The organism is Halorhabdus rudnickae (assembly GCF_900880625.1).
In the GTDB taxonomy this organism is placed as follows: Archaea; Halobacteriota; Halobacteria; order Halobacteriales; family Haloarculaceae; genus Halorhabdus; species Halorhabdus rudnickae.
The window spans coordinates 1,562,164-1,579,884 of record NZ_CAAHFB010000001.1 but is presented as its reverse complement, the minus strand read 5'-3'; the positions used below and the strand labels follow the sequence as shown (position 1 = coordinate 1,579,884).

18 protein-coding genes and 1 pseudogene are annotated in these 17,721 nt (G+C 64.1%); 9 read left to right on the top strand and 10 right to left on the bottom strand.

Annotated features, from left to right (window positions below):
- Positions 1-6: 6 nt before the first annotated feature.
- The 4 genes from trmY to BN2694_RS07870 form a co-directional block, all read right to left on the bottom strand.
- Positions 7-603 carry a tRNA (pseudouridine(54)-N(1))-methyltransferase TrmY gene (gene trmY, locus BN2694_RS07885; protein ID WP_135663892.1) on the bottom strand — a complete coding sequence of 199 codons (597 nt, stop codon included), beginning with the start codon at positions 601-603 and terminating at the stop codon, positions 7-9.
- A gap of 81 nt (positions 604-684) precedes the next feature.
- Positions 685-1,134: an SHOCT domain-containing protein gene (locus tag BN2694_RS17660; RefSeq protein WP_135663891.1), complete on the bottom strand. Its 450-nt coding sequence runs from the start codon at positions 1,132-1,134 to the stop codon at positions 685-687.
- Positions 1,128-1,604 carry a hypothetical protein gene (locus BN2694_RS07875; protein ID WP_135663890.1) on the bottom strand — a complete coding sequence of 159 codons (477 nt, stop codon included), beginning with the start codon at positions 1,602-1,604 and terminating at the stop codon, positions 1,128-1,130. Before BN2694_RS07875 ends, BN2694_RS17660 begins: the two co-directional genes overlap by 7 nt.
- Positions 1,605-1,770: 166 nt before the next feature.
- Positions 1,771-2,424: a DUF7343 domain-containing protein gene (locus BN2694_RS07870; protein WP_135663889.1), complete on the bottom strand. Its 654-nt coding sequence runs from the start codon at positions 2,422-2,424 to the stop codon at positions 1,771-1,773.
- Positions 2,425-2,692: 268 nt separating this feature from the next.
- Here BN2694_RS07870 and BN2694_RS07865 point away from each other — a divergent pair, with 268 nt between their 5' ends.
- From BN2694_RS07865 to BN2694_RS07850, 4 genes are all read left to right on the top strand, one after another.
- A complete protein-coding gene (locus BN2694_RS07865; RefSeq protein WP_135663888.1) occupies positions 2,693-3,685 on the top strand; it encodes a rhomboid family intramembrane serine protease in 993 nt (330 codons plus the stop codon).
- Positions 3,686-3,688: 3 nt separating this feature from the next.
- Positions 3,689-4,519, top strand: coding sequence for an endonuclease V (locus BN2694_RS07860; protein WP_135663887.1), 831 nt, complete (start codon positions 3,689-3,691; stop codon positions 4,517-4,519).
- A gap of 64 nt (positions 4,520-4,583) precedes the next feature.
- The gene (locus tag BN2694_RS07855) at positions 4,584-5,420 is read left to right on the top strand and encodes an SDR family oxidoreductase (protein WP_135663886.1); all 837 of its coding nucleotides are present in this window, start codon (positions 4,584-4,586) and stop codon (positions 5,418-5,420) included.
- Positions 5,417-6,733 (top strand): glycerate kinase type-2 family protein, encoded by a 1,317-nt coding sequence (locus tag BN2694_RS07850; RefSeq protein WP_135663885.1) that lies wholly within the window; start codon positions 5,417-5,419, stop codon positions 6,731-6,733. Before BN2694_RS07855 ends, BN2694_RS07850 begins: the two co-directional genes overlap by 4 nt.
- Before the next feature lie 231 nt (positions 6,734-6,964).
- Here BN2694_RS07850 and BN2694_RS07845 read toward each other — a convergent pair whose 3' ends face one another.
- The gene (locus tag BN2694_RS07845) at positions 6,965-8,002 is read right to left on the bottom strand and encodes an ArsA family ATPase (protein WP_135663884.1); all 1,038 of its coding nucleotides are present in this window, start codon (positions 8,000-8,002) and stop codon (positions 6,965-6,967) included.
- Positions 8,003-8,211: 209 nt separating this feature from the next.
- Here BN2694_RS07845 and BN2694_RS07840 point away from each other — a divergent pair, with 209 nt between their 5' ends.
- Positions 8,212-8,478, top strand: a complete 267-nt coding sequence (locus BN2694_RS07840) for an AbrB/MazE/SpoVT family DNA-binding domain-containing protein (protein ID WP_135663883.1) — start codon at positions 8,212-8,214, stop codon at positions 8,476-8,478.
- A gap of 3 nt (positions 8,479-8,481) precedes the next feature.
- A complete protein-coding gene (locus BN2694_RS07835) occupies positions 8,482-8,835 on the top strand; it encodes a type II toxin-antitoxin system PemK/MazF family toxin (RefSeq protein WP_135663882.1) in 354 nt (117 codons plus the stop codon).
- A 773-nt stretch (positions 8,836-9,608) separates the two neighbouring features.
- On the opposite strand, the gene BN2694_RS07830 is transcribed toward BN2694_RS07835, so the two are convergent.
- Both BN2694_RS07830 and BN2694_RS07825 read right to left on the bottom strand, forming a co-directional pair.
- Positions 9,609-10,028 (bottom strand): hypothetical protein, encoded by a 420-nt coding sequence (locus BN2694_RS07830; RefSeq protein ID WP_135663881.1) that lies wholly within the window; start codon positions 10,026-10,028, stop codon positions 9,609-9,611.
- 189 nt (positions 10,029-10,217) lie between these two features.
- Positions 10,218-12,650, bottom strand: a complete 2,433-nt coding sequence (locus BN2694_RS07825; protein WP_135663880.1) for an ATP-dependent DNA helicase — start codon at positions 12,648-12,650, stop codon at positions 10,218-10,220.
- 100 nt (positions 12,651-12,750) lie between these two features.
- Between BN2694_RS07825 and BN2694_RS07820 the strand changes: the two genes are divergently transcribed.
- Entirely contained in the window at positions 12,751-13,770 is a 1,020-nt protein-coding gene (locus tag BN2694_RS07820) for a phosphotransferase family protein (protein ID WP_135663879.1), read from the top strand.
- 3 nt (positions 13,771-13,773) lie between these two features.
- Here BN2694_RS07820 and BN2694_RS07815 read toward each other — a convergent pair.
- Positions 13,774-14,738 (bottom strand): annotated as a pseudogene (locus BN2694_RS07815) (pyridoxal phosphate-dependent aminotransferase).
- An 80-nt stretch (positions 14,739-14,818) separates the two neighbouring features.
- Here BN2694_RS07815 and BN2694_RS07810 point away from each other — a divergent pair.
- Positions 14,819-15,334: a CinA family protein gene (locus BN2694_RS07810; RefSeq protein WP_135663878.1), complete on the top strand. Its 516-nt coding sequence runs from the start codon at positions 14,819-14,821 to the stop codon at positions 15,332-15,334.
- Between the two features lie 293 nt (positions 15,335-15,627).
- On the top strand, positions 15,628-16,116 hold the full coding sequence (locus tag BN2694_RS07805) for a metal-dependent hydrolase (protein WP_135663877.1): 489 nt from the start codon (positions 15,628-15,630) through the stop codon (positions 16,114-16,116).
- Between the two features lie 45 nt (positions 16,117-16,161).
- Here BN2694_RS07805 and BN2694_RS07800 read toward each other — a convergent pair whose 3' ends face one another.
- Positions 16,162-16,866 (bottom strand): GNAT family N-acetyltransferase, encoded by a 705-nt coding sequence (locus BN2694_RS07800; protein ID WP_342210800.1) that lies wholly within the window; start codon positions 16,864-16,866, stop codon positions 16,162-16,164.
- Positions 16,850-17,605 (bottom strand): PHP-associated domain-containing protein, encoded by a 756-nt coding sequence (locus BN2694_RS07795; protein WP_135663876.1) that lies wholly within the window; start codon positions 17,603-17,605, stop codon positions 16,850-16,852. The genes BN2694_RS07800 and BN2694_RS07795 overlap by 17 nt, the downstream gene beginning before the upstream one ends.
- Between the last annotated feature and the right edge of the window lie 116 nt (positions 17,606-17,721).

The window sequence follows — 17,721 nt, the reverse complement described above, 5'->3', positions numbered from 1 at the left end:
GACCCATCAGTATCGTTCGAACCCGTTCGTATCGAGATAGTTCTGTGCGACGGTGATCGCCTGGTCGGCATGCAGCGCCCGCGGACCGAGACGCACTTGTCGAGCGCCCAGTTCGTCGAGGTGTGTCGCCTCTGCCGCAGTGAAATCTCGGTGGTCTGATAGGACGAAGACGGGATCGTCCGGCGGCTCACCGGTGGTGATCGCTTCTCCATCCTCGTGGAGCTGGATCAGTGTCCCCTCCTCGGCCACCTCCCGGAGCGTCGGTTTCACACCCCGACGAGTGAGAAAGATCCCTGGCGAAGTCTCGACTGCCTGATGGCCGATGGCTTCGTCGCTACGCTCGAGGGCACTCCTGATCCGGGCCGCCGTACTCCGCTCGTCGGGATGGAGACCCCGTACTTCGCTTCCTTCCACCCGGAGGGTGAACGTGTCGCCGAGGACGAGGCGGAGCCGAACGTCCTCACGGATGCCGTGAGAGAGAAACAGCGCGGCGTTGACGCTCCGACAGAGCACGTCGAGTCGCCCGGCCGCACCCGGCAGATCGTCCAGGGGGAAGTCTGGCGTCGTCGGCACCTCGTGACCGATCACGACGAACTGGCGCATGCCTGCCTGTCGTCGTCGATCGACTTACACACGTCGACACAGATCGATCCTTCGGCTAGCGGTTCTCGGCCGGCTCGCTCGTCACGACCGTTCAAGTTCCGCCCGGCGCCGCTCGAACTCCTCGGCTTCGAGTTCCCCACGGGCGTACTGTTCCCGGAGCGTCTCGAGTGCACGATCACGTTTCTCTCGTCTGGTGTCGGTTCCGGCCGACGTCTCCGGCCTGGACCGGGAGCCTCCGCGTGCGTAAGCGACGAGGCCGACGATTCCAAGCGCGAGCACCAGCCAGAACACGAGTCCGAAGCCGGACATTCCGAACGCACCGTAGCCTCCGCTGCCCATCATCCCACCGCTACCGTGCTGGGCGTTCGCACTCCCGGTTGCCACGAGGAGCGTGACCACGAACAGTCCCGTTCGGGCGACTCGCGAGACTGTGCCCCGTCTTCGACCGTTGGTATCTTCGTTCGACCGGGGGCGGACGGATCCGGCCCGGCTCGTCCATCCGTTATCGACGAGACCAGTCGTTTTCAGCATCCGTGTCCCCGACCGTTCATTCCGCGATAGCCCTGTTGGTCGTCGTGGTGGTCGCCGTAGCCGCTCACGCTATCGTCGTGGTACTCGTCGTGATGGGCGTTCTCACCGGCCGGCGCATGAGTGAACGGCCCGACGGAAGCGTTCTCGTCGTCTGTCCACTCGCCGTTCACGCCCATGTGTGCTCTCATCCACTCGCTGTCGTTCATGCCGGTCTGTGCACTCGTCCACCTGTCGCTCATGCCCATATGGACGTCCATCCATTCGGTCGCATTCGCTCCCCAACGAGTCGTCATGTGATCGGCCATCCAGACGGCCCGTTCGTCGATAGTGGTCTGATACGGCCCATCGGTAGCCGTCGCGTTCTCCGGTACTGTTCCGTTCCCGTGGGCGCTGATCGCAGGCACTGCGACCAGAAGCGCGAGTAATGCGAGTCCCACAACCAGCCAGATTACGGCGTTCGTCTCGGTCATTGAATTTCGCCTCAGGGCAACATAGTGGAGTACAGTAGTTACTTATCTGGGTGTGAACACAGACAAGAGATCGTTCGAGACCGTGTATAAACGGTTCTAATCGTTTTTCTCTGTAGAGATCGTTCGTCGCTGACGAATTCGAATGGCGCCAGTCGAGTCGGGTGTGCTATGACGTTCCGCTCCGTTCGAGATCGTCGCTCGGAAAGATCCGGTAGGTCCGTCCCTGGCGTTCCCGGTAGAGCAAGCCCCGCTCTTCGAGGTCGCTCACTGTCTGGCTCACCTTGCTCTTGGAGAACTCGGATCGGTCCCGGAGTTCGATCTGCGTGATCCCGGGCGAGCCGAGGACGGGTTCGAGGACTCGTCGCTCGTCTTCGGGAAGCAGATCCAGGACGCGCTCGGTCGGGTTCGCCTCGGGGGTGGCTGATCGCGCGTTGGCGGTGTCACCATCGTGCTCGGGATCGCTGGGTTCTGCCTGCGTTGGGTCCCGATTCGTCGATGCATCATCATCCTCAGTCGCCGGAGCAGCGTCGGCGGGTTCCGGTCGAGTCAGGTCGTCATCGCTCGTGAACGCCGGCCGAAGCAGGACGTACACTCCGGCGACGACTGCCGCGATCAACAGCGTCCCAACGACGAACCACAGGGGATCCGGTCCGTGCATCGTCCCCATCGAGGAGTCCATCATCGACCCGTCCACCATCGATCCCATCGACCCGTCGAGGGCACGGCGCTGCTGGGAGACTTGCCAGGCCAGTGCGCCGCCGCTCAAGATGATCGCGCCGAGGAGGAGCCCCGCTGCGGCGTCTGCTTGCCGTCGTTTCATGTGTCTCCCCTCGATTCGGCGATTGGGCTGCTCATACCGGCCTTTTGGACGCCGGGAATGAACCGGTTGTGATATCTGGTCTCCGTCGGTTCGGTACCTGGTTCTTGCTCGGGCAGCAGGTCTCGAAGTGTTCTCCCAAGAAGTCCGTCGTACTCGCTGCCGTCCTAGCGTGGAGCACGTAATAGCCGGCCGACGCCATCGAGGTCACCCGTCTCGAGAACCGACCCAAGCACAATATCTTTGCCCTGGGGTCTGTTACGGATCGGCAATGACGACTTGCGACGTGTGCGGCAAACAGACGAACATGCCGTATCACTGCAAACACTGCGGTGGCACTTTCTGTGCGGAACACCGCCTCCCGGAGAACCACGACTGCCCGGGACTGGACGAGTGGGACGACCCCGGCGGCGTCTTCGACAGCGGGTTTGACGACAGTGTCTCGACGGGAGGCAACTCTCGTTCGGCTGGGGGCCTCCTTGAGCGGATCGGGATCGATATCGGTCCCGGCGGCACGTTCGCGTACTTCCGGGGGAACATGACGTACGTCTTCCTGGCGGCGATGTGGCTCACGTTTCTCTTGCAGTTTCTGGTTGCCATCGTGACGGTCGGGACGCCCAGCCTGCAGGCTGCAACGCTGTATTCGGAGTTGTATCGCTCGATCTTCGTCCTGGCTCCACAGCACCCAGAATACGTCTGGACGTGGTTCACGTCGGTTCTCTCACATGGGGGATTCGCACATATCGCATTCAACAGTATCGTGATCTTCTTCTTCGGCCGGCTGGTCGAGGATTACATCGGCTCGCGGGACTTCACGCTCCTTTTCCTCTCTAGTGGGGCGCTTGCCGGGCTCGGACAGGTGCTCATTCAACTCTACCAAGGCGTCCCGTCCGCCGCGGCGCTCGGGTACTTCCCTGGTGGGGTCGTCGGTGCATCGGGTGCAGCCATCGCGATCATGGGGGTGCTGACGATCCTGAATCCCGGACTTCGGGTCTATCTGTACTTCATCATCCCAGTGCCGATCTGGCTTATGACGATCGGACTCGTGGCGATCAACGTCCTCGGGATGTTCGGGACCGGCGGTGGTGGCGTCGCCAACGCCGCACACTTGATCGGCCTGGCGATCGGCCTGGCCTACGGGCAACACGTTCGCAATCGGATCCGGGTCCCCAACCAGCTCCAGCTCGGCGGCGGTCGCGGTCCGGGTGGCCCTGGCGGTCCAGGAGGGCCAGGCGGTCCGGGCCGCGGCCGTGGACCGTTCTGAGCGATGGATCCCGTTCGCCCCGAGTTCGTTCCCGATCCCTCGCTCTCCCGTGCGGAGATGGAAACCCTGCAGCGCGAGATCGCCGACACTGCCACCTTCCGTGACGACTTCGCCTTCGATCCCACGACGATCGCGTTCGATTCACCTGTCGATCTTGGGGCCGACGCCCAGCAGCGACTCAACGCCGACGCCCAGCACCGCCTTACCGACGACGGGCCGATCGTCGCGGGCGTCGATCAGGCCTTTCTCGACGATGGCGATCGCGCCCTCAGCGCCGTCGTCGCCCTGCAGGACGGTGCCATCATCGACCGCGCCTACGCCGCCGTCGACACCGAGATCCCCTACATTCCCGGCTTGTTGAGCTTCCGCGAGGGGGGAGCGATCCTCGCAGCACTGTCAAATCTTTCCGTCGAGCCCGACCTGCTCGTCGTCGACGGCAGCGGACGCATTCACTTCCGGGAGGCCGGGCTGGCAACTCATATCGGCGTGACGCTGGGCGTCCCCGCAATCGGCGTCGCCAAGAACCTGCTCTGTGGGACGCCTGCGAAACCGATCCCGGATCGTCTCCCCGAAGGCGCACGTATCCCCATCGAGGCCGACGGGACAGTCGAGACTGCCGAATCCGGGACCGTCATCGGCCACGCCGTCCAGACCCGCCAGTACGAGTCGGGCTCGACGTCGATCAACCCGCTGTACGTCAGTCCGGGCCATCGCGTGAGTGCCGAAACGACCGCTGACATCGTTGCGCAGTGCGCCGCCGGGTACAAACTCTCGGAACCCACGCGACTCGCTGACCGGGCAGCCGATCAGCGAAAGCGCGAGCTAGAGCGGTAACGGCGCGGCCAGGACCTACGGATCGACCGCCAGGGCTTACTTTTCGGCACTCATCGCGGTCGGTATGGACGACCACATCGCACTCATCACCGGCTGTTCGTCCGGCATCGGCCGGGCGAGCGCCGAACGGTTTCTCGAAGAGGACTGGACGGTCTACGCGAGTGCTCGGGATACCGACGACATCGCCGACCTCGCCGACGCCGGCGCGAAGACGGCCGCCCTGGACGTGACGAACGCCCGAGCAGTCGAGCGGGTCGTCGATCGAATCGTCGACGAGCAGGGCCGGATCGATTGTCTGGTCAACAACGCCGGCTACGGCCAGTTCGGGCCATGCGAGGACGTGCCGACCGACGCCGTCGCCGACCAGTTCGATGTCAACGTCTACGGCCCCCATCGACTGACCCGGGCTGTCCTCCCACATATGCGAGACCGCGAGGAGGGGACGATCGTCAACGTCTCCAGCATCCAGGGCCGCCTGACTGTCCCCGGACAGGGTGTCTACTCGGCCTCGAAATTCGCTCTCGAAGCGATGAGCGACGCCCTTCGGGGCGAGGTCGGTCCCCACGGCGTCGATATCGTAGTGGTCGAACCGGGCGTCGTCGAAACGGAGTTCGCCGACACGGTCGAGGCGTCCCGCAAACGCCTCGAAGAAACCGGTGCCTACGACGCCATCTACGAGGCCCAGGACGACCGCCGGGCGATCGAGTACGACGGCGTCTTCGGAATCCCGCCGGAAGACGTCGCGACGGTGATCTACGACGCGGCGGCGATGACCGACCCCGATCCCCGCTACGCCGTGGGTCACGGCGCAAAACTGCTCTTGGCGCTCAGGTATCTCCCCGACCGCTGGCGCGACACCGCATTCGGGTTGTTCCGGCGGATCGCGGGCTTTGGGCGATGATCGACGACCGCGATCGGCTGGCGGCGACACCGGCCCACGATGTCGCGCTGTCCTGTCTCGAAGCGGGGATCGAGGCGGCGACCCCCGAGCGAGTCCTCCGGGAGTCGCTCTCGGTCGACGGAAGCGTTCTGACCGTCGCCGAAAGCGAGTACGACCTCGCCGCCTACGATTCGGTCGTCGTCCTCGGCGGCGGAAAGGCAGCCGACGTCGTCGCCCGCGACCTCGAAGCCCACCTCGAAGGCTACGTCGATCGAGGACTGATCGTTTCGACGGCCCCTGTCGAGACCGGAACTGTCGAGACGGTCGAAGGGAGCCACCCGGTTCCCGACCGGGACAGTCTGGACGGTGCCCGGCGGGTGTTCCAGCGGGCGAAGGGGCTGGGCGAGGGGACGCTCGTCCTCGCGCCGATCACGGGCGGCGGCAGCGCGTTGCTCGCATTGCCTGCCGGTGAGATCACGCTTGTCGACCTCCAGACGACGACCGAGGCACTGGTCGAAAGCGGTGCGTCGATCAAGGAAATCAATGCTGTCCGCAAGCACTGTTCGGCGATCAAAGGCGGCGGCCTGGCCAGGGCAGCTGCCCCGGCGACAGTCGTCGGTCTCCTGTTCTCGGATGTCGTCGGCGACGATCCCGGCGTGATCGCCAGCGGCCCGACGGCACCCGACGAGACGACCTACGCGGATGCCCTCGAAATCCTGGATCGCTACGATGTGACCGTTCCCGCGGCGGTCCGCGAACACCTCGAAGCGGGGATGGCTGGCGAGCGCGAGGAGACGCCGTCCGATCCGGGGGTCCTCGGCCACGTCGACAACCACGTCCTTGCTGACGCCTGGACCGCACTCGCGGCGGCCCGTGACGCCGCTCGTGAAGCCGGTTACGAGCCTCTGGTGCTGTCCTCGCGCGTTCGCGGGGAGGCGACCGAGGCCGCGCTCTCTCAGCTAGCGATCGCCGAGGAGTCCGGGGCGACGGCGACGCCGGTCGAACCGCCCGCTGTGCTCCTCTCGGGCGGCGAGACGACGGTCACAGTGATGGGAAACGGCGACGGCGGGCCGAACCTGGAGTTCGCGCTCCGGGTCGCCGTCGAGCAGCCCGACGACGTTGTCTGTGCGAGCGTCGACACCGACGGCGAAGACGGTGGAACCGAGGTCGCTGGTGCGATCGTCGACGGCGAGACGCTTTCGAACCCACAGCGCGGGCGGGCGGCGCTGCTGGAGAACGACGCACTCTCCACACTCGAAGCATCTAGCGCAGTGATCGAAACCGGACCGACTGGGACGAACGTTAACGATTTCCGCGTGTTCGTGATCAACTAGTCGCGTCTCTCTTCCCGTTCGTGTTCCTTGACGGCAGCCTCCCGACGGCGGCCTGTTTTGTCGACAAAAGCGAGCGTACTGGGCCACTGTTGTGTGGGCGACTGGCGCTCGATATCTTCCGTGAGCGTTGCCGAAGAGTTCTCTCATGCACCACGCACGGTGCCGGCACGAGTTCACCGGTCGTTCTTTCCGTCTCTCGTGATCGGTTTTGCGACCACCAGAACAGCCGGCTCACTCTTCGAGACACGCCGCCACAACGCGCAGCAACTGCTCACCGCGGACCTCGTCGGCGAATAGTGGCACCCGACGGACGTCGTGACCCCGGAAGACGTCCTGGGAGCGTTCGAGTGCCGTCTGTTGGACGTCCCAGCGGCGCTGGCAGAACTCACACGTTTCGAGGTTCGGCGAGACGTACCAGTCGGTCTCGACGTCGGCCACGTCCGCCAGATCCTCCATCACACGGTTGACCACGATCGTCCCAACGGGGATATCGAAGGCGGCCAGCCGCTCCAGCAGGCGTTCGGACTCCATGACGCTCAACTCTTCGGGGACCATAACGACGCGAAAGTCCGTCTTTTCGGGGTCTTGGAGGATCGTCCGCAAGCGCTCGATGCGCTCGCGGAGGACGCGCAGGTCGTCCAGTCCCTCCTCTAGGTCTTCCTCGTCGGAGTCGCCGAACATGCTGGTGATCGTGCCCATCATGCCGCTCATTCGCTCGCGCAAGGAGAGCAGTTTCCCGACCATCGTGTCCATGACTTCGGGGAGTTCGAGCAACCGGAGCGTGTGGCCGGTCGGTGCGGTGTCGATGACGACGCGGTCGAAGCGCTCGTCGTCCAGGTACCGGATGAGCAGCCGGATTGCCGCAGCCTCGTCGGTACCCGGCATCGCGTTCGTGAAGGGGTCGGTGACGTCCTCGCCCAGCAGTTGGCCGAGGCCGCCGAGTCCGCCGTCCTCCAATCCAAGCGGATCGTCGCCCAGCGCGGCCTCGGGATCGATCTCGGCGGCATAGAGGGGCATGTCCTCGCGGATCTGTGCCGGCTCGGCGGGAATCTCGCTCTCTAAGGTGTCCGATAGCGAGTGGGCGGGGTCGGTCGAGACGACCAGCGTCGCAGTCCCGTCACGGGCGCTCGCCAGCGCGGTTGCGGCGGCCATCGTCGTCTTGCCGACGCCACCCTTCCCGCCGTAGAGGACGTACTCCGACCCTTCGATCCCCGTCGGGACGACCGACTCGTCGATGTCTTCGACGGCCTCGACGTCGATGTCGTTCATGGACGCGCCTTCCCGGCCCGGCCTTGAGAACTTCTCGGTCGTGGCACGCAGGGGTTCGGGTCGTCTCTGTCCGCTGTCGGTCCCTCTCCCCCGTGCTTGCGACGGCTGGAGTCGCATGCGGACTCGGGTAGACGGGAATTGCTTGAATCGGGTGGATGGGGATCGATCGAATCCGAAGCGTTATGGGTATGAATATGATATGGATATGTATGGCCGAAGGCGAACACAGGAAAGTCGGGGAGCGCGGACAGGTAACGATCCCTAAAGCACTCCGTGAGCGGTTCGACATTACAGGTGGGGACGAGGTCGTGATTTACGAGGATGAGGGCAAACTCGTCATCGAACGGCCAGTCTCGGAGGCAGAGCTGGCGGAGGGGTATCGGCAGCGAGCGAAGCGAGATCGAGAGATCGCGTCGGAACTGCGTGGGGTCTCGACGGAGGCCGACGAGACCCTCGGCGACGTCCCGGAGTGGTAAGCGATGCGTGTCCAACGGGGTGACATCGTCATCGTGGAACTTGATCCGACACAGGGCTCCGAACAGCGCGGGACCCGTCCGTATCTCGTCGTTCAGAACGATGTCGGGAACGCGAACGCACCAACAACGATCGTCGTGCCGTTCACGACCGCGTTCGACGACCAGCTGTATCCCTTCGAGGTACTTGTTTCAGCTGCAGAGGGGCCACTCCGTGAAGATTCGGTCGCGCTCTGTAGTCAGATTCGGACGATCTCGATCGAGCACCGAATCCGTGAGAACCTCGGGTCGATCCCGGACGAGCGCATGGCGGAGGTGGATACTGCACTCGAATACAGCCTCGGTCTCGTCGAGATCTGATTGCTCGGACGTGGCTGGGTGGGTGAGCGTATCAGTGGACCGTAACGCCGATTTGCCCCGGTGAAATCGGGTAACCACTGCCAAGATAGAGATGGTTGCGACAGGCAGTGCAAGATATAGAGAGTTGGTTCAGCAGGGCTCTTTTCTTTGTTCCAAGTCGAAGTGATGACCCAACTGGCACTGTGGTTGCGAATAGTTCACTTCGTGTGGCTGGTTATCCGTCGTGGTGTTGTTCTTCAAGTTGTTCTGCTTGCACTTCTATTTGGGCAAGTTCTCGCTCGGCACCGGAATCACTCTTGCCATGTGCATATCGTACCGATGCGTCAAGTACTGACGGAACAAACCGGGAGTCTTGCCTCTGTTCGTCATCGTTGCCCTTGCGATGGATGTGGGAAGCGAGCCATTTCAGGGCAGCCCGGAACATGCTTGTGATACGGACTCTTGTGGGATAAGCGTTCAGCCAATCGTCTTACTAACCGATTCACGATCCTCCTTTTCAGCGCAAGACCCCTGCCGATATATGCTGTGTACCTCGCACGGGACTCTTCTGAAGGGTCGGGTAGACAGTCCGTGTGAACTGCGCTCGCATACAGCCTCGGTCTCGTTGAACTCTGACTGATTGGCTGTGGTTTGGGGGAGCGTAGCAGAGAACTGTAACGCCGATTTGCCACGGTGCAACTGGGGAGAAATGCTTCAAAGATTGTTACGAAAAGCAGTGCGAGATCTAGAGGATGCAGTCAGTAACGTTTCAAGCCAGAAAGAACGTCTCTACATTACCCCCGGGTTCCGGTCGACCGAACAGTCTCGTTGTAACAACCTGGATCACCGCCACAGGTTACGATTGGCCCACCGAGAACGAGTAGCGTCGCTCCCGTTCCACTCGCATCAGTCTCGTCGCGAACTGTTGTCCGTTCTGTGGAAGCGACCATCGTATAGCCACCCTCCAGGGCAGATACGTTTCGTGTCGTGACGATCCACTGTCCGTCGGGCGTCAATCGACGAGATTCGTTGATGATTGGGCCGTCTCCATGTATGTCGATTGTCACGGTGACGTTCTGTGTCTCACCGTACCCGTTCTCCACGACGAACCGGTACTGACCGTGGTCGTCGGGTGTCGTGTCTGTGATTCCAACACACCCTGAACAAAGAACGAAAGCAGCGACAAGTATGGAAAGCGGTGGTGGATTTGACATATTTGGCGTATGCCTGGCTTGTGCATTAACCCTTCCGCGCGCCAGAGGTCGTCAGTGTGCCTCAAAATTTGTCACCCTCGCCCTGTAGCGCGCACGAAATTCTTAATAAAATACGGATTGTATCCTTGTGGAAAATATCGGCTGATACGCTTTGGCTTGGAACGCTTTGTGAGTACAGCGACCAATGAGTCACCGCTCCGCCCAGAACCGATCGATCTGGTCGGGCAGAAACTCCGGGCTCATCGTGACGAACTCCTCGCGTTCGGCCGGCGAGAGATAGCCATAAACCGAGTGACGCGCGTCGGGCGTGTAGCGTGCGCCGACCAGCGCCCGAACCCCAACCTCGTCGGCCCCGCGAATCACCCGCCCGATCGCCTGGCGGGCGCGCCTGACCGCCGGGATCGTCAGCGCGTACTCGAAGGCGTGGTCCTCGCCGAAGACGTCGCCGTAGGCGCGCTGGACGGCCCGGACGCGCGGCGAGCCGATGTTGACCAGCGGAACTCCCACGACCGCCGCAGCCCGGAGCTTCGCGCCGTCGTAGTCGACGCCCTCGGTGAGCGTCCCACGCGTACTCGTGACCAGGACTTTCCCCTCGCCGCCGAAAAAGTCCCGTTTGAGTTCCTCGGTTGCCTCATTACTCGAGGACTCGTCGACGAGGACGGGTTTTTCGACGATATCATCGAGATATGCGCCGGCCCAGGTCGCCTCGCGGTAGTTTGGCATCGCGATCAGGACGTTCCCCGGGTTGCGCGCGATCGCCCGGAGGACGTGAGCGTACTCGTCGCGGGTCGGGTTCCACTCGCTGCCGAGGGGATCCATCGACGCCGGATCCCCCCGGTTGCGGGCAGTGAAGGGGGTCGCGTCGACGATCCAGCTCGCGCGATTCTCCGGCGGAAAGGAGAGCCCATACGAGCGGGTGAGGACGGGGCGACCTTCGCCGTGCTCGGCTTGCCCGTCTCCATCGTCGCCGTCGGCCAGCGCGTCCAGTCCCGCGACGCGGGTGAACACGTCGAGTGGCTCCAGGGTCGCGCTCATCAGGATGCCGCCGCCCACGTCGTCGAAGATCCGGGCCAGCGGTTCGGCCGGCAGGCAGTCGAACAGCGTCAGCCCGGCTGTGTACGTGCCGCGCCAGCCCTCGATTCGCTGGTCGTCCCGCGGGGCGTGTTCGAGTTCGATCTCCCGGAACGCCGTCGCGTGATCGGCCTCCCACCACCGGCGGGTGATCGCCCCCGCGGCTGCGACGACGGGCGTCCGCGAAATCTCGAGGTCTTCCAGCGTCTCCTCGACGGCAAGCCCGACCGTATCGAGCTGTCGCCAGAACCCGCCGTCGTAGCCCGCCCGCTCGGCCCACCGGGTGAGTTCGTCGGGTTCGGGCGTCTCGGGATCCCGGAGCGGAACCTCTAGGTCGTGTTCGGGCAGGACGCTCTTGTCGGTCCGCCAGGAGCGACCGACCTCCGCGTCGAGATGCTCGGCGACGCGGTCGTCCAGCCAGCCCAGTAGATCATCGAAGAAGTCCTGTGCCTGATCAACGACGTCGAGGGGAACGTCGTGATCGCCCAGTCTGGCCCGGACCTCGCGTTTGTGATCTTGGCTCTGGCGTGCTCGGGAGAGCAACTGGTGGCAATCGTTGCGGGCCTGGACGATCGTCTGTCGTCCGAGACGATCCGACAGCAGGTCCCGGACGCGCCCTTCTAGTCGGTGGGCTTCGTCGACGATCACGAACGTCCGTTCGTCGAGGATCGATTCGATCAGCGGCCGCGAAGCGGGATCGAAGAGGTGGTTGTAGTTGCCGATCACGACGTCGGCGGCCTCGGTCAAGACTTTCATCGCGCGGTGGGGGCAAGTCCCCCGTTCGACCGCGCCCGGGAGGTACTCCTCGGCCGTCAAGACGTGGTTTTCGCCGGCGGCGAATCCGATCGGCGAGCCCTTGTTCCGGGCGAACCAGTCGGCTTCGAAGGGACAGTAGAGTGGCGGATCTTCGCCGCCGATGTCCTCGGGGGCAGTCGGTTGCGTCCGGCGATAGGGTGACTCGATGCCAGCCGTCGAAAGCGCCCCGGCGACGGCCTGCTGGCCGATCCCACCGGACCGGGCCGCCTTCGCCAGGTCGCTGGCGACCTGTGGGTCCCACCATACGTCGTCGATCTTCGGGCTGACGGCCGCTTGGGCGACCGGCCGATCGTCGCTCGAGCCGTCGCTCTCGACCAGATCGGCGGTGTTCTCCCGGAGGTCCTCGCACCGATTCTGGACGCTCACGTCGGGCGGGAAGACCTCCTCGCGGCCGTACGGACAGAGATCGCGCTTGCCGACGAGGGCGACGCCCGGGAGGGGGATATCGAGGCCCGCGTTCAGCCGCCGGAGGTCGGAAACGAACTGGCGGCGCTGTTGTTTGACCGGCGTCACGACGAGGACCCGTTCGTAGTCTCCGTCGCGGACGAGCGTCGCCCCCGCTGTCAGGGCGGCCATCGTCTTGCCGGTCCCGCAGGGTCCTTCCATCGCCAGGAATCCATGGCTGTGACCCGCACGTAGTGCAGACTCGATCGCGTCGGCCTGGGCGTCGTATGGCTCCTCGAAGCCGAACACTTCTCGCCAGGCGGGCGCGGCCGACTCGGAGGACTCCGCCATCGGTACCGACTGTGTCCCCGGTGGGTTTGAACGCACGGGTTCCGAACCGTGACAGTTTCCGATAAGGATATGAAGTGCTGTGGCGATCTACCGGATACGAGTGTCCACGTCTGCCGACGCCGTCCGAGCGGTCCTCGAGGAATCGGGGCCGGACTACGAGTCGTTCTCCTATCAAGAATTGACGGGTGGGACGCGGTCTGACGTCTACTTCGTCACGCTCGAGTACGAGGGGCGCGACTACGAGGTCGTCGTCAAGTTCGCGCCGGAGACCGGCGATACCTTCGCCGTCGAACCGTTTCTCCACGAGTTCGTCGCCGAGCGCACTGACGTTCCGCTGCCAGGTATTCTTGTCTTCGAGGCGGATCCCGATCGGGACATCCCGCCGTACTTCGTCACTGAGCGGATACAGGGCGCCAACCTCGATGAGTCATTCGAGATGCTCTCTATCGAGGAACGCGGCCATATCATGGAACAGGTCGGGACGATTCTGGGGGACCTCCACTCGACGATCGCCTTCGAGGGCTATGGCCGCCTGGACCGCTCTCAGGGTCGTCTCGTCGTCAGTAACCTCTCGGCCGACTGGCGGGAGTACTTCGGGGCGATGACCCGCGATCACATCGATCGACTGGGCGAGACCATCTTCGAAGACCTTCGGGACACTGCGCGGGAGTGTCTCGAGGCGAACCTCGAGTCGGTCCCCCGTCAGGGGGTACCCCGCCTGGTCCACGACGACTTCCGGCCGGGGAATCTCCTGTTTGATGCCGGCGAGCAGCCCTCGATCACCGCCGTCCTCGACTGGGAGCAGACGCTGGCTGGCGATCCCCTGTACAACCTCGCCCAGGTCGAGTTCCTGTTCGTCGACTCGGTCATCCGCGATCCCGATGAATGTGAGCGAATGCGCAAGCGCCTTTATCAGGGTTACCGGAGCGAACGGCCGTTCGAACCCGACACGACCTACGCCGCCTGCAAACCGCTCTATCAGTTCTCCACCCTCGTCTGGCGGATGGCGGGATTCGAGGCCCTCTACGGCGAGGAAAACGACCTCACACAGTCCCGTGCCGAGGCCTATTACCGCCAACAGTTCGACCAGCTTGCCTCGTCGCTGAGGGCGGATCCCTGACACTCAGCCGTCGAGATATTCCCGGAGACGTTGGATGCCGACATCGACCCGTGGCGTAAACATCGAGAACCTGAGCCACTCGGCCCGCGCTTGGCCGAGGGCGACTCCTGGCATCGCCGCGACGCCGGCCGAGTCGATCAACTCGAAGGCCCCCCGACATCGTCGAAACGCGCCAACACGTAGAACGCCCCGTCAGGGTCGTGATACTCCGCCCCGATGGCGTCTGGCCCGTCCGTGAACCGGTCGATCCGCTCGCGGACGCGCTGTCGGTTGCTCGCGTACCACTCCGGGGTCGTCGTCTCCAGCGCGTGGGCAACGGCGTACTGGGCCGGCCGGCTCACCACCACGTTCGTCAGCAGGTGCCGAGTACGCGCCCGTTCCCGGAGGTCATCGTCTGCGAGGACGGCGTACCCGATCCACAGGCCCGTTGCGGCGAGCGTCTTCGAGAACGAGTTCGTGCCTCGTCTCTGCCGGATAGGCCGCGCCGGTCGGGTTGTTCGGCGTCGTGACGACGATCGCGGCCGTCTCCTCGCTGGCCGCTTCACGGACAGCGGTCGGATCGAGCTGACCGTCTTCGGAAACGGGGACCAGCCGTGGTTCTGCACCGAGCACGCTCACACGCCCGGCGTAGTACGGATAGACTGGGTCGGTCAGTAGCACCTCCTCGCCGTCCATTGCGTCCAGAGCGGTGGCGGTCGCGACGCGATTGGCCTCTTCCCGCACCGCTGGTGACCAACACTTGCTCGGGCCGGACATCGCGGCGCTTGGCGATTGTTTCCCGGAGCGCCGCGATCCCCTCGCTGGGCGGATAGCTGTAGGCGCTCGCGTCCCTGTTCGTGAACGCTCGCAGTCCGTCCCTGAGTCCCGGTGGCGGCCCCCAGTCCGGGCTCCCCCATGTCTACAACGTCCCGGTCAGCACCCGCCGCGTACTCCATGACGCGGTAGAACTGCGGCGTCTCGTAGTCCATGGACGAGTTGCACGCCGCCGGGTTTGTCTTTTCGTTCGGGACCGGGTGGTCTTTTGGGCGGGGGCGACCCATCCCCAGACATGACCGATACCGAGTCACCGATCGAGGAACGCGTCGGCGACGTACTGCGAGACCGCGAGGCGACCGTCGCCGTCGCCGAGTCCTGTACCGGTGGGCTGATCGGCTCGCTGCTGACTGACGTTCCCGGTTCCTCCGAGTATTTCGACCGCTCGCTGGTGACCTACTCTTACGACGCTAAACTCGAGGAACTGGCGGTCACCCGCGAGGCTCTCGACAGTGAGGGGGCCGTCAGCGAACCGGTTGCTCGCCAGATGGCCAGAGGCGTCCGCGACCGGGCCGGGACGACCTGGGGCGTCTCCACGACGGGGATCGCCGGGCCGACGGGCGGGACAGACGTCAAGCCCGCCGGGACAGTTTTCATCGGGATCGCCCGCGCCGGACCGTGGGACAGCGGCCAGTCCGCGGCGGCCGTCCGGCGCTACGAGTTCGACGGGTCCAGAACGGAGATCAAACGGCGGATCGCCGAGCAAGCACTGCTCGATCTCCTGGCGGCTATCGAGGACGGTGCGCCGTGATCAGCGAGGCCGAACGTAGTGAGGCCTCGAAACAAGCGAGCGGTGACGAGAGGAACCGTGATCAGCGAGGCCGAACGTAGTGAGGCCTCGAAACAAGCGAGCGGTGACGAGAGGAACCGTGATCAGCGAGGCCGAACGTAGTGAGGCCTCGGGACAGCGGAGCGGGGAGGAACGACCCGTGATCAGCGAGGTCGACCGCAGGGAGGCCTCAGAACGGAGAGCGGGAAGCATGACCCGCTTGCCGCGCTCACGAGTGAGAAACTCTTAGGTCCCTGCCGCCGTCCGATCGAACGATGAACAAGCGCGGGCACGTGCTGAACGCCTTGCTGTTGAGCCTCGGGATCGGCTATCTGCTGGAACCGTCAGGCGACGTCGCGACCGTCGAGATGATCGCGAAAGTGTCGGTGCCGATGGTCCTCGGCGCGCTGTTCCCCGACGTGGATACGGCCTTCGGCCCGCATCGGAAAGCCTTGCATAACCTCTTTGTCCTGGGCGTGATCGCGGCCTATCCGGTGTACTTCGAAAACCTCCAGTACGTCTGGATCGGCGTCCTCTCGCATTTCGGTCTTGATCTGTTTGGGACGCGCCGTGGACTCGCGTTGCTGTACCCGTTGTGGGACAAGGAGTTCGACGTGCCGATCGGTGTGCGGGTCGACAGTAAGTATTCGACGGCAATGATGCTCGCGGTGACGGGCTTCGAACTCGTCGTCGCCGCGGCTATCATCTATCGGGTGCCACAGTTTGTACTTGCGGAGGGCGCTCGAATGGTCGGGCTGTTCTGAAAGCGATGTCCACTTGCCAGTCGGGAACGATCCCGTGTCCGGCGATCAGTGGTCGCCCGCCTCGAGTGCGCGCTCGAAGGCGGGCGATCCCTCGATCGCGCTGAACGGCTCGGGCGGTGTCGGGTCCTCCGGTCGCTCCGCCAACTGCCGGTACCACCACTGGACATCGTGCCACTCTCCGTCCTTGTTGCCGACGGCTGGGAATGTTCCGACCGGCTCGAACCCGTGTTTCGCGTGTAATCGCACGCTCGCGGGGTTCGGGAGCGTCACTGCCGCGGACGCGTTGTAATAGCCCTGTTCGGTCAGCAACGCCAGGAGGGCGGTGTACAGCGCAGTCCCGATACCCGAGCGTCGTGCGTCCTCGGCGACGTAGACTGTCAGTTCAGCCGTCCAGGCGTAGGCTCCCATCGACCGCCGGGGGCTGGCCGTCGCGTATCCCAGTATCGTGCCGTCATCGGACTCGTAGACGAGCCAGGGATACTGCTCGCGAGTCGTTTCGATGCGGTCGGCCATCTCCGCGGTCGTCGGCGTTTCGGTTTCGAAGGAAATGGGCGTCGATTCGACGTATGGCGCGTAGATGGAACAGATCGCGGACGCGTCCGTTGGCGTGGCAACGCGGAGGGAACCCTGCATGTACGATTGGTTCCGGGCAAAGCTTGTATGGCTCTCGATCGACGGATCGTCCGGAAGCGTTCGGGGCGCCGGTCCGTCCCCACAGGCAGCCCGCCTGCCGTCAGTAGACTGCTGCATCGTCGAACCGTCCATCGTAGGCCGGATCGTCCGGATGGGTCGCCTCCCGGCCCGAGAGCAAGAGGCGGTCGGCCTTCTTCCAGGAGTTCTCCCACCCCAGGTGGGCGAACTCCAGGGCACACCGACCGTGGTGGGCGAGATCCGGGCGGTGACGTGGCGTTCGCCAGACACCGTTCTGGAGTGTCTCGACCAGTTCCCGTTCGTCGTGGATCGACCGGTCGAAAGTCGTCCAGGCTTCACCGACAGTTCCCCGAAGATGTGCGTACGAGGAGGCGTACTGCGGCAGATCGGTTTCGACTGCGATGGTCCGTGCCCGGCGGTTGTGGGAGGGCCAGTGCTTCGGATTATACGTCTCGACGGCGTCGATCACGTCTCGATAGCGATCGACCACCTCGGCGTCGAGGCTCACGTTCAGAAACGTCGGGTGGGGGACGAGGACGGCCGCATCTTGACGTTCGAACTCCCGCATGGCGGCCTCAAGCGTGATGAAATCCGGGACTGGCTCTGCCAGACCGATCGCGAGGACGTGCCGGCGTTCGCGCCAGGAACCCGTGAACACCTCGCGACCGGGGACGACCAGCAACTCCTCGTCGGAGAAGCGCTCTGCTGTTTCCCTGATCGCCGGTAGTCGCTCGAAGTGCGGGGCGTAGACCAGGACGTCGAGCCCGCTGGCTTTCGCCTGTCGAACGACCGACTCGTCGAGTATCTTTACGTGGGGATCGACCGCCGTCGTTGTCACGTCCCGTGGTATCCCGCCGTCACCAATAGCCGTTCTGATTCTTGTCGGTGTGGATGACCCTGGAGCCCGGCGAATGTCGGGTCTCCCTCCCGAGAAAGGGTTTTCCGCTCGTCGAC

Coding starts and splice junctions, on each gene's coding strand:
- BN2694_RS07825 (WP_135663880.1), bottom strand. CDS start 12,650: ATGGCGGAGTCCTCCGAGTCGGCCGCGCCCGCCTGGCGAGAAGTGTTC.
- BN2694_RS07800 (WP_342210800.1), bottom strand. CDS start 16,866: ATGCAGCAGTCTACTGACGGCAGGCGGGCTGCCTGTGGGGACGGACCG.
- BN2694_RS07860 (WP_135663887.1), top strand. CDS start 3,689: ATGGATCCCGTTCGCCCCGAGTTCGTTCCCGATCCCTCGCTCTCCCGT.
- BN2694_RS07850 (WP_135663885.1), top strand. CDS start 5,417: ATGATCGACGACCGCGATCGGCTGGCGGCGACACCGGCCCACGATGTC.
- BN2694_RS07870 (WP_135663889.1), bottom strand. CDS start 2,424: ATGAAACGACGGCAAGCAGACGCCGCAGCGGGGCTCCTCCTCGGCGCG.
- BN2694_RS07810 (WP_135663878.1), top strand. CDS start 14,819: ATGACCGATACCGAGTCACCGATCGAGGAACGCGTCGGCGACGTACTG.
- BN2694_RS17660 (WP_135663891.1), bottom strand. CDS start 1,134: ATGCTGAAAACGACTGGTCTCGTCGATAACGGATGGACGAGCCGGGCC.
- BN2694_RS07845 (WP_135663884.1), bottom strand. CDS start 8,002: ATGAACGACATCGACGTCGAGGCCGTCGAAGACATCGACGAGTCGGTC.
- BN2694_RS07835 (WP_135663882.1), top strand. CDS start 8,482: ATGCGTGTCCAACGGGGTGACATCGTCATCGTGGAACTTGATCCGACA.
- BN2694_RS07855 (WP_135663886.1), top strand. CDS start 4,584: ATGGACGACCACATCGCACTCATCACCGGCTGTTCGTCCGGCATCGGC.
- BN2694_RS07865 (WP_135663888.1), top strand. CDS start 2,693: ATGACGACTTGCGACGTGTGCGGCAAACAGACGAACATGCCGTATCAC.
- BN2694_RS07875 (WP_135663890.1), bottom strand. CDS start 1,604: ATGACCGAGACGAACGCCGTAATCTGGCTGGTTGTGGGACTCGCATTA.
- BN2694_RS07805 (WP_135663877.1), top strand. CDS start 15,628: ATGAACAAGCGCGGGCACGTGCTGAACGCCTTGCTGTTGAGCCTCGGG.
- BN2694_RS07840 (WP_135663883.1), top strand. CDS start 8,212: ATGGCCGAAGGCGAACACAGGAAAGTCGGGGAGCGCGGACAGGTAACG.
- trmY (WP_135663892.1), bottom strand. CDS start 603: ATGCGCCAGTTCGTCGTGATCGGTCACGAGGTGCCGACGACGCCAGAC.
- BN2694_RS07830 (WP_135663881.1), bottom strand. CDS start 10,028: ATGTCAAATCCACCACCGCTTTCCATACTTGTCGCTGCTTTCGTTCTT.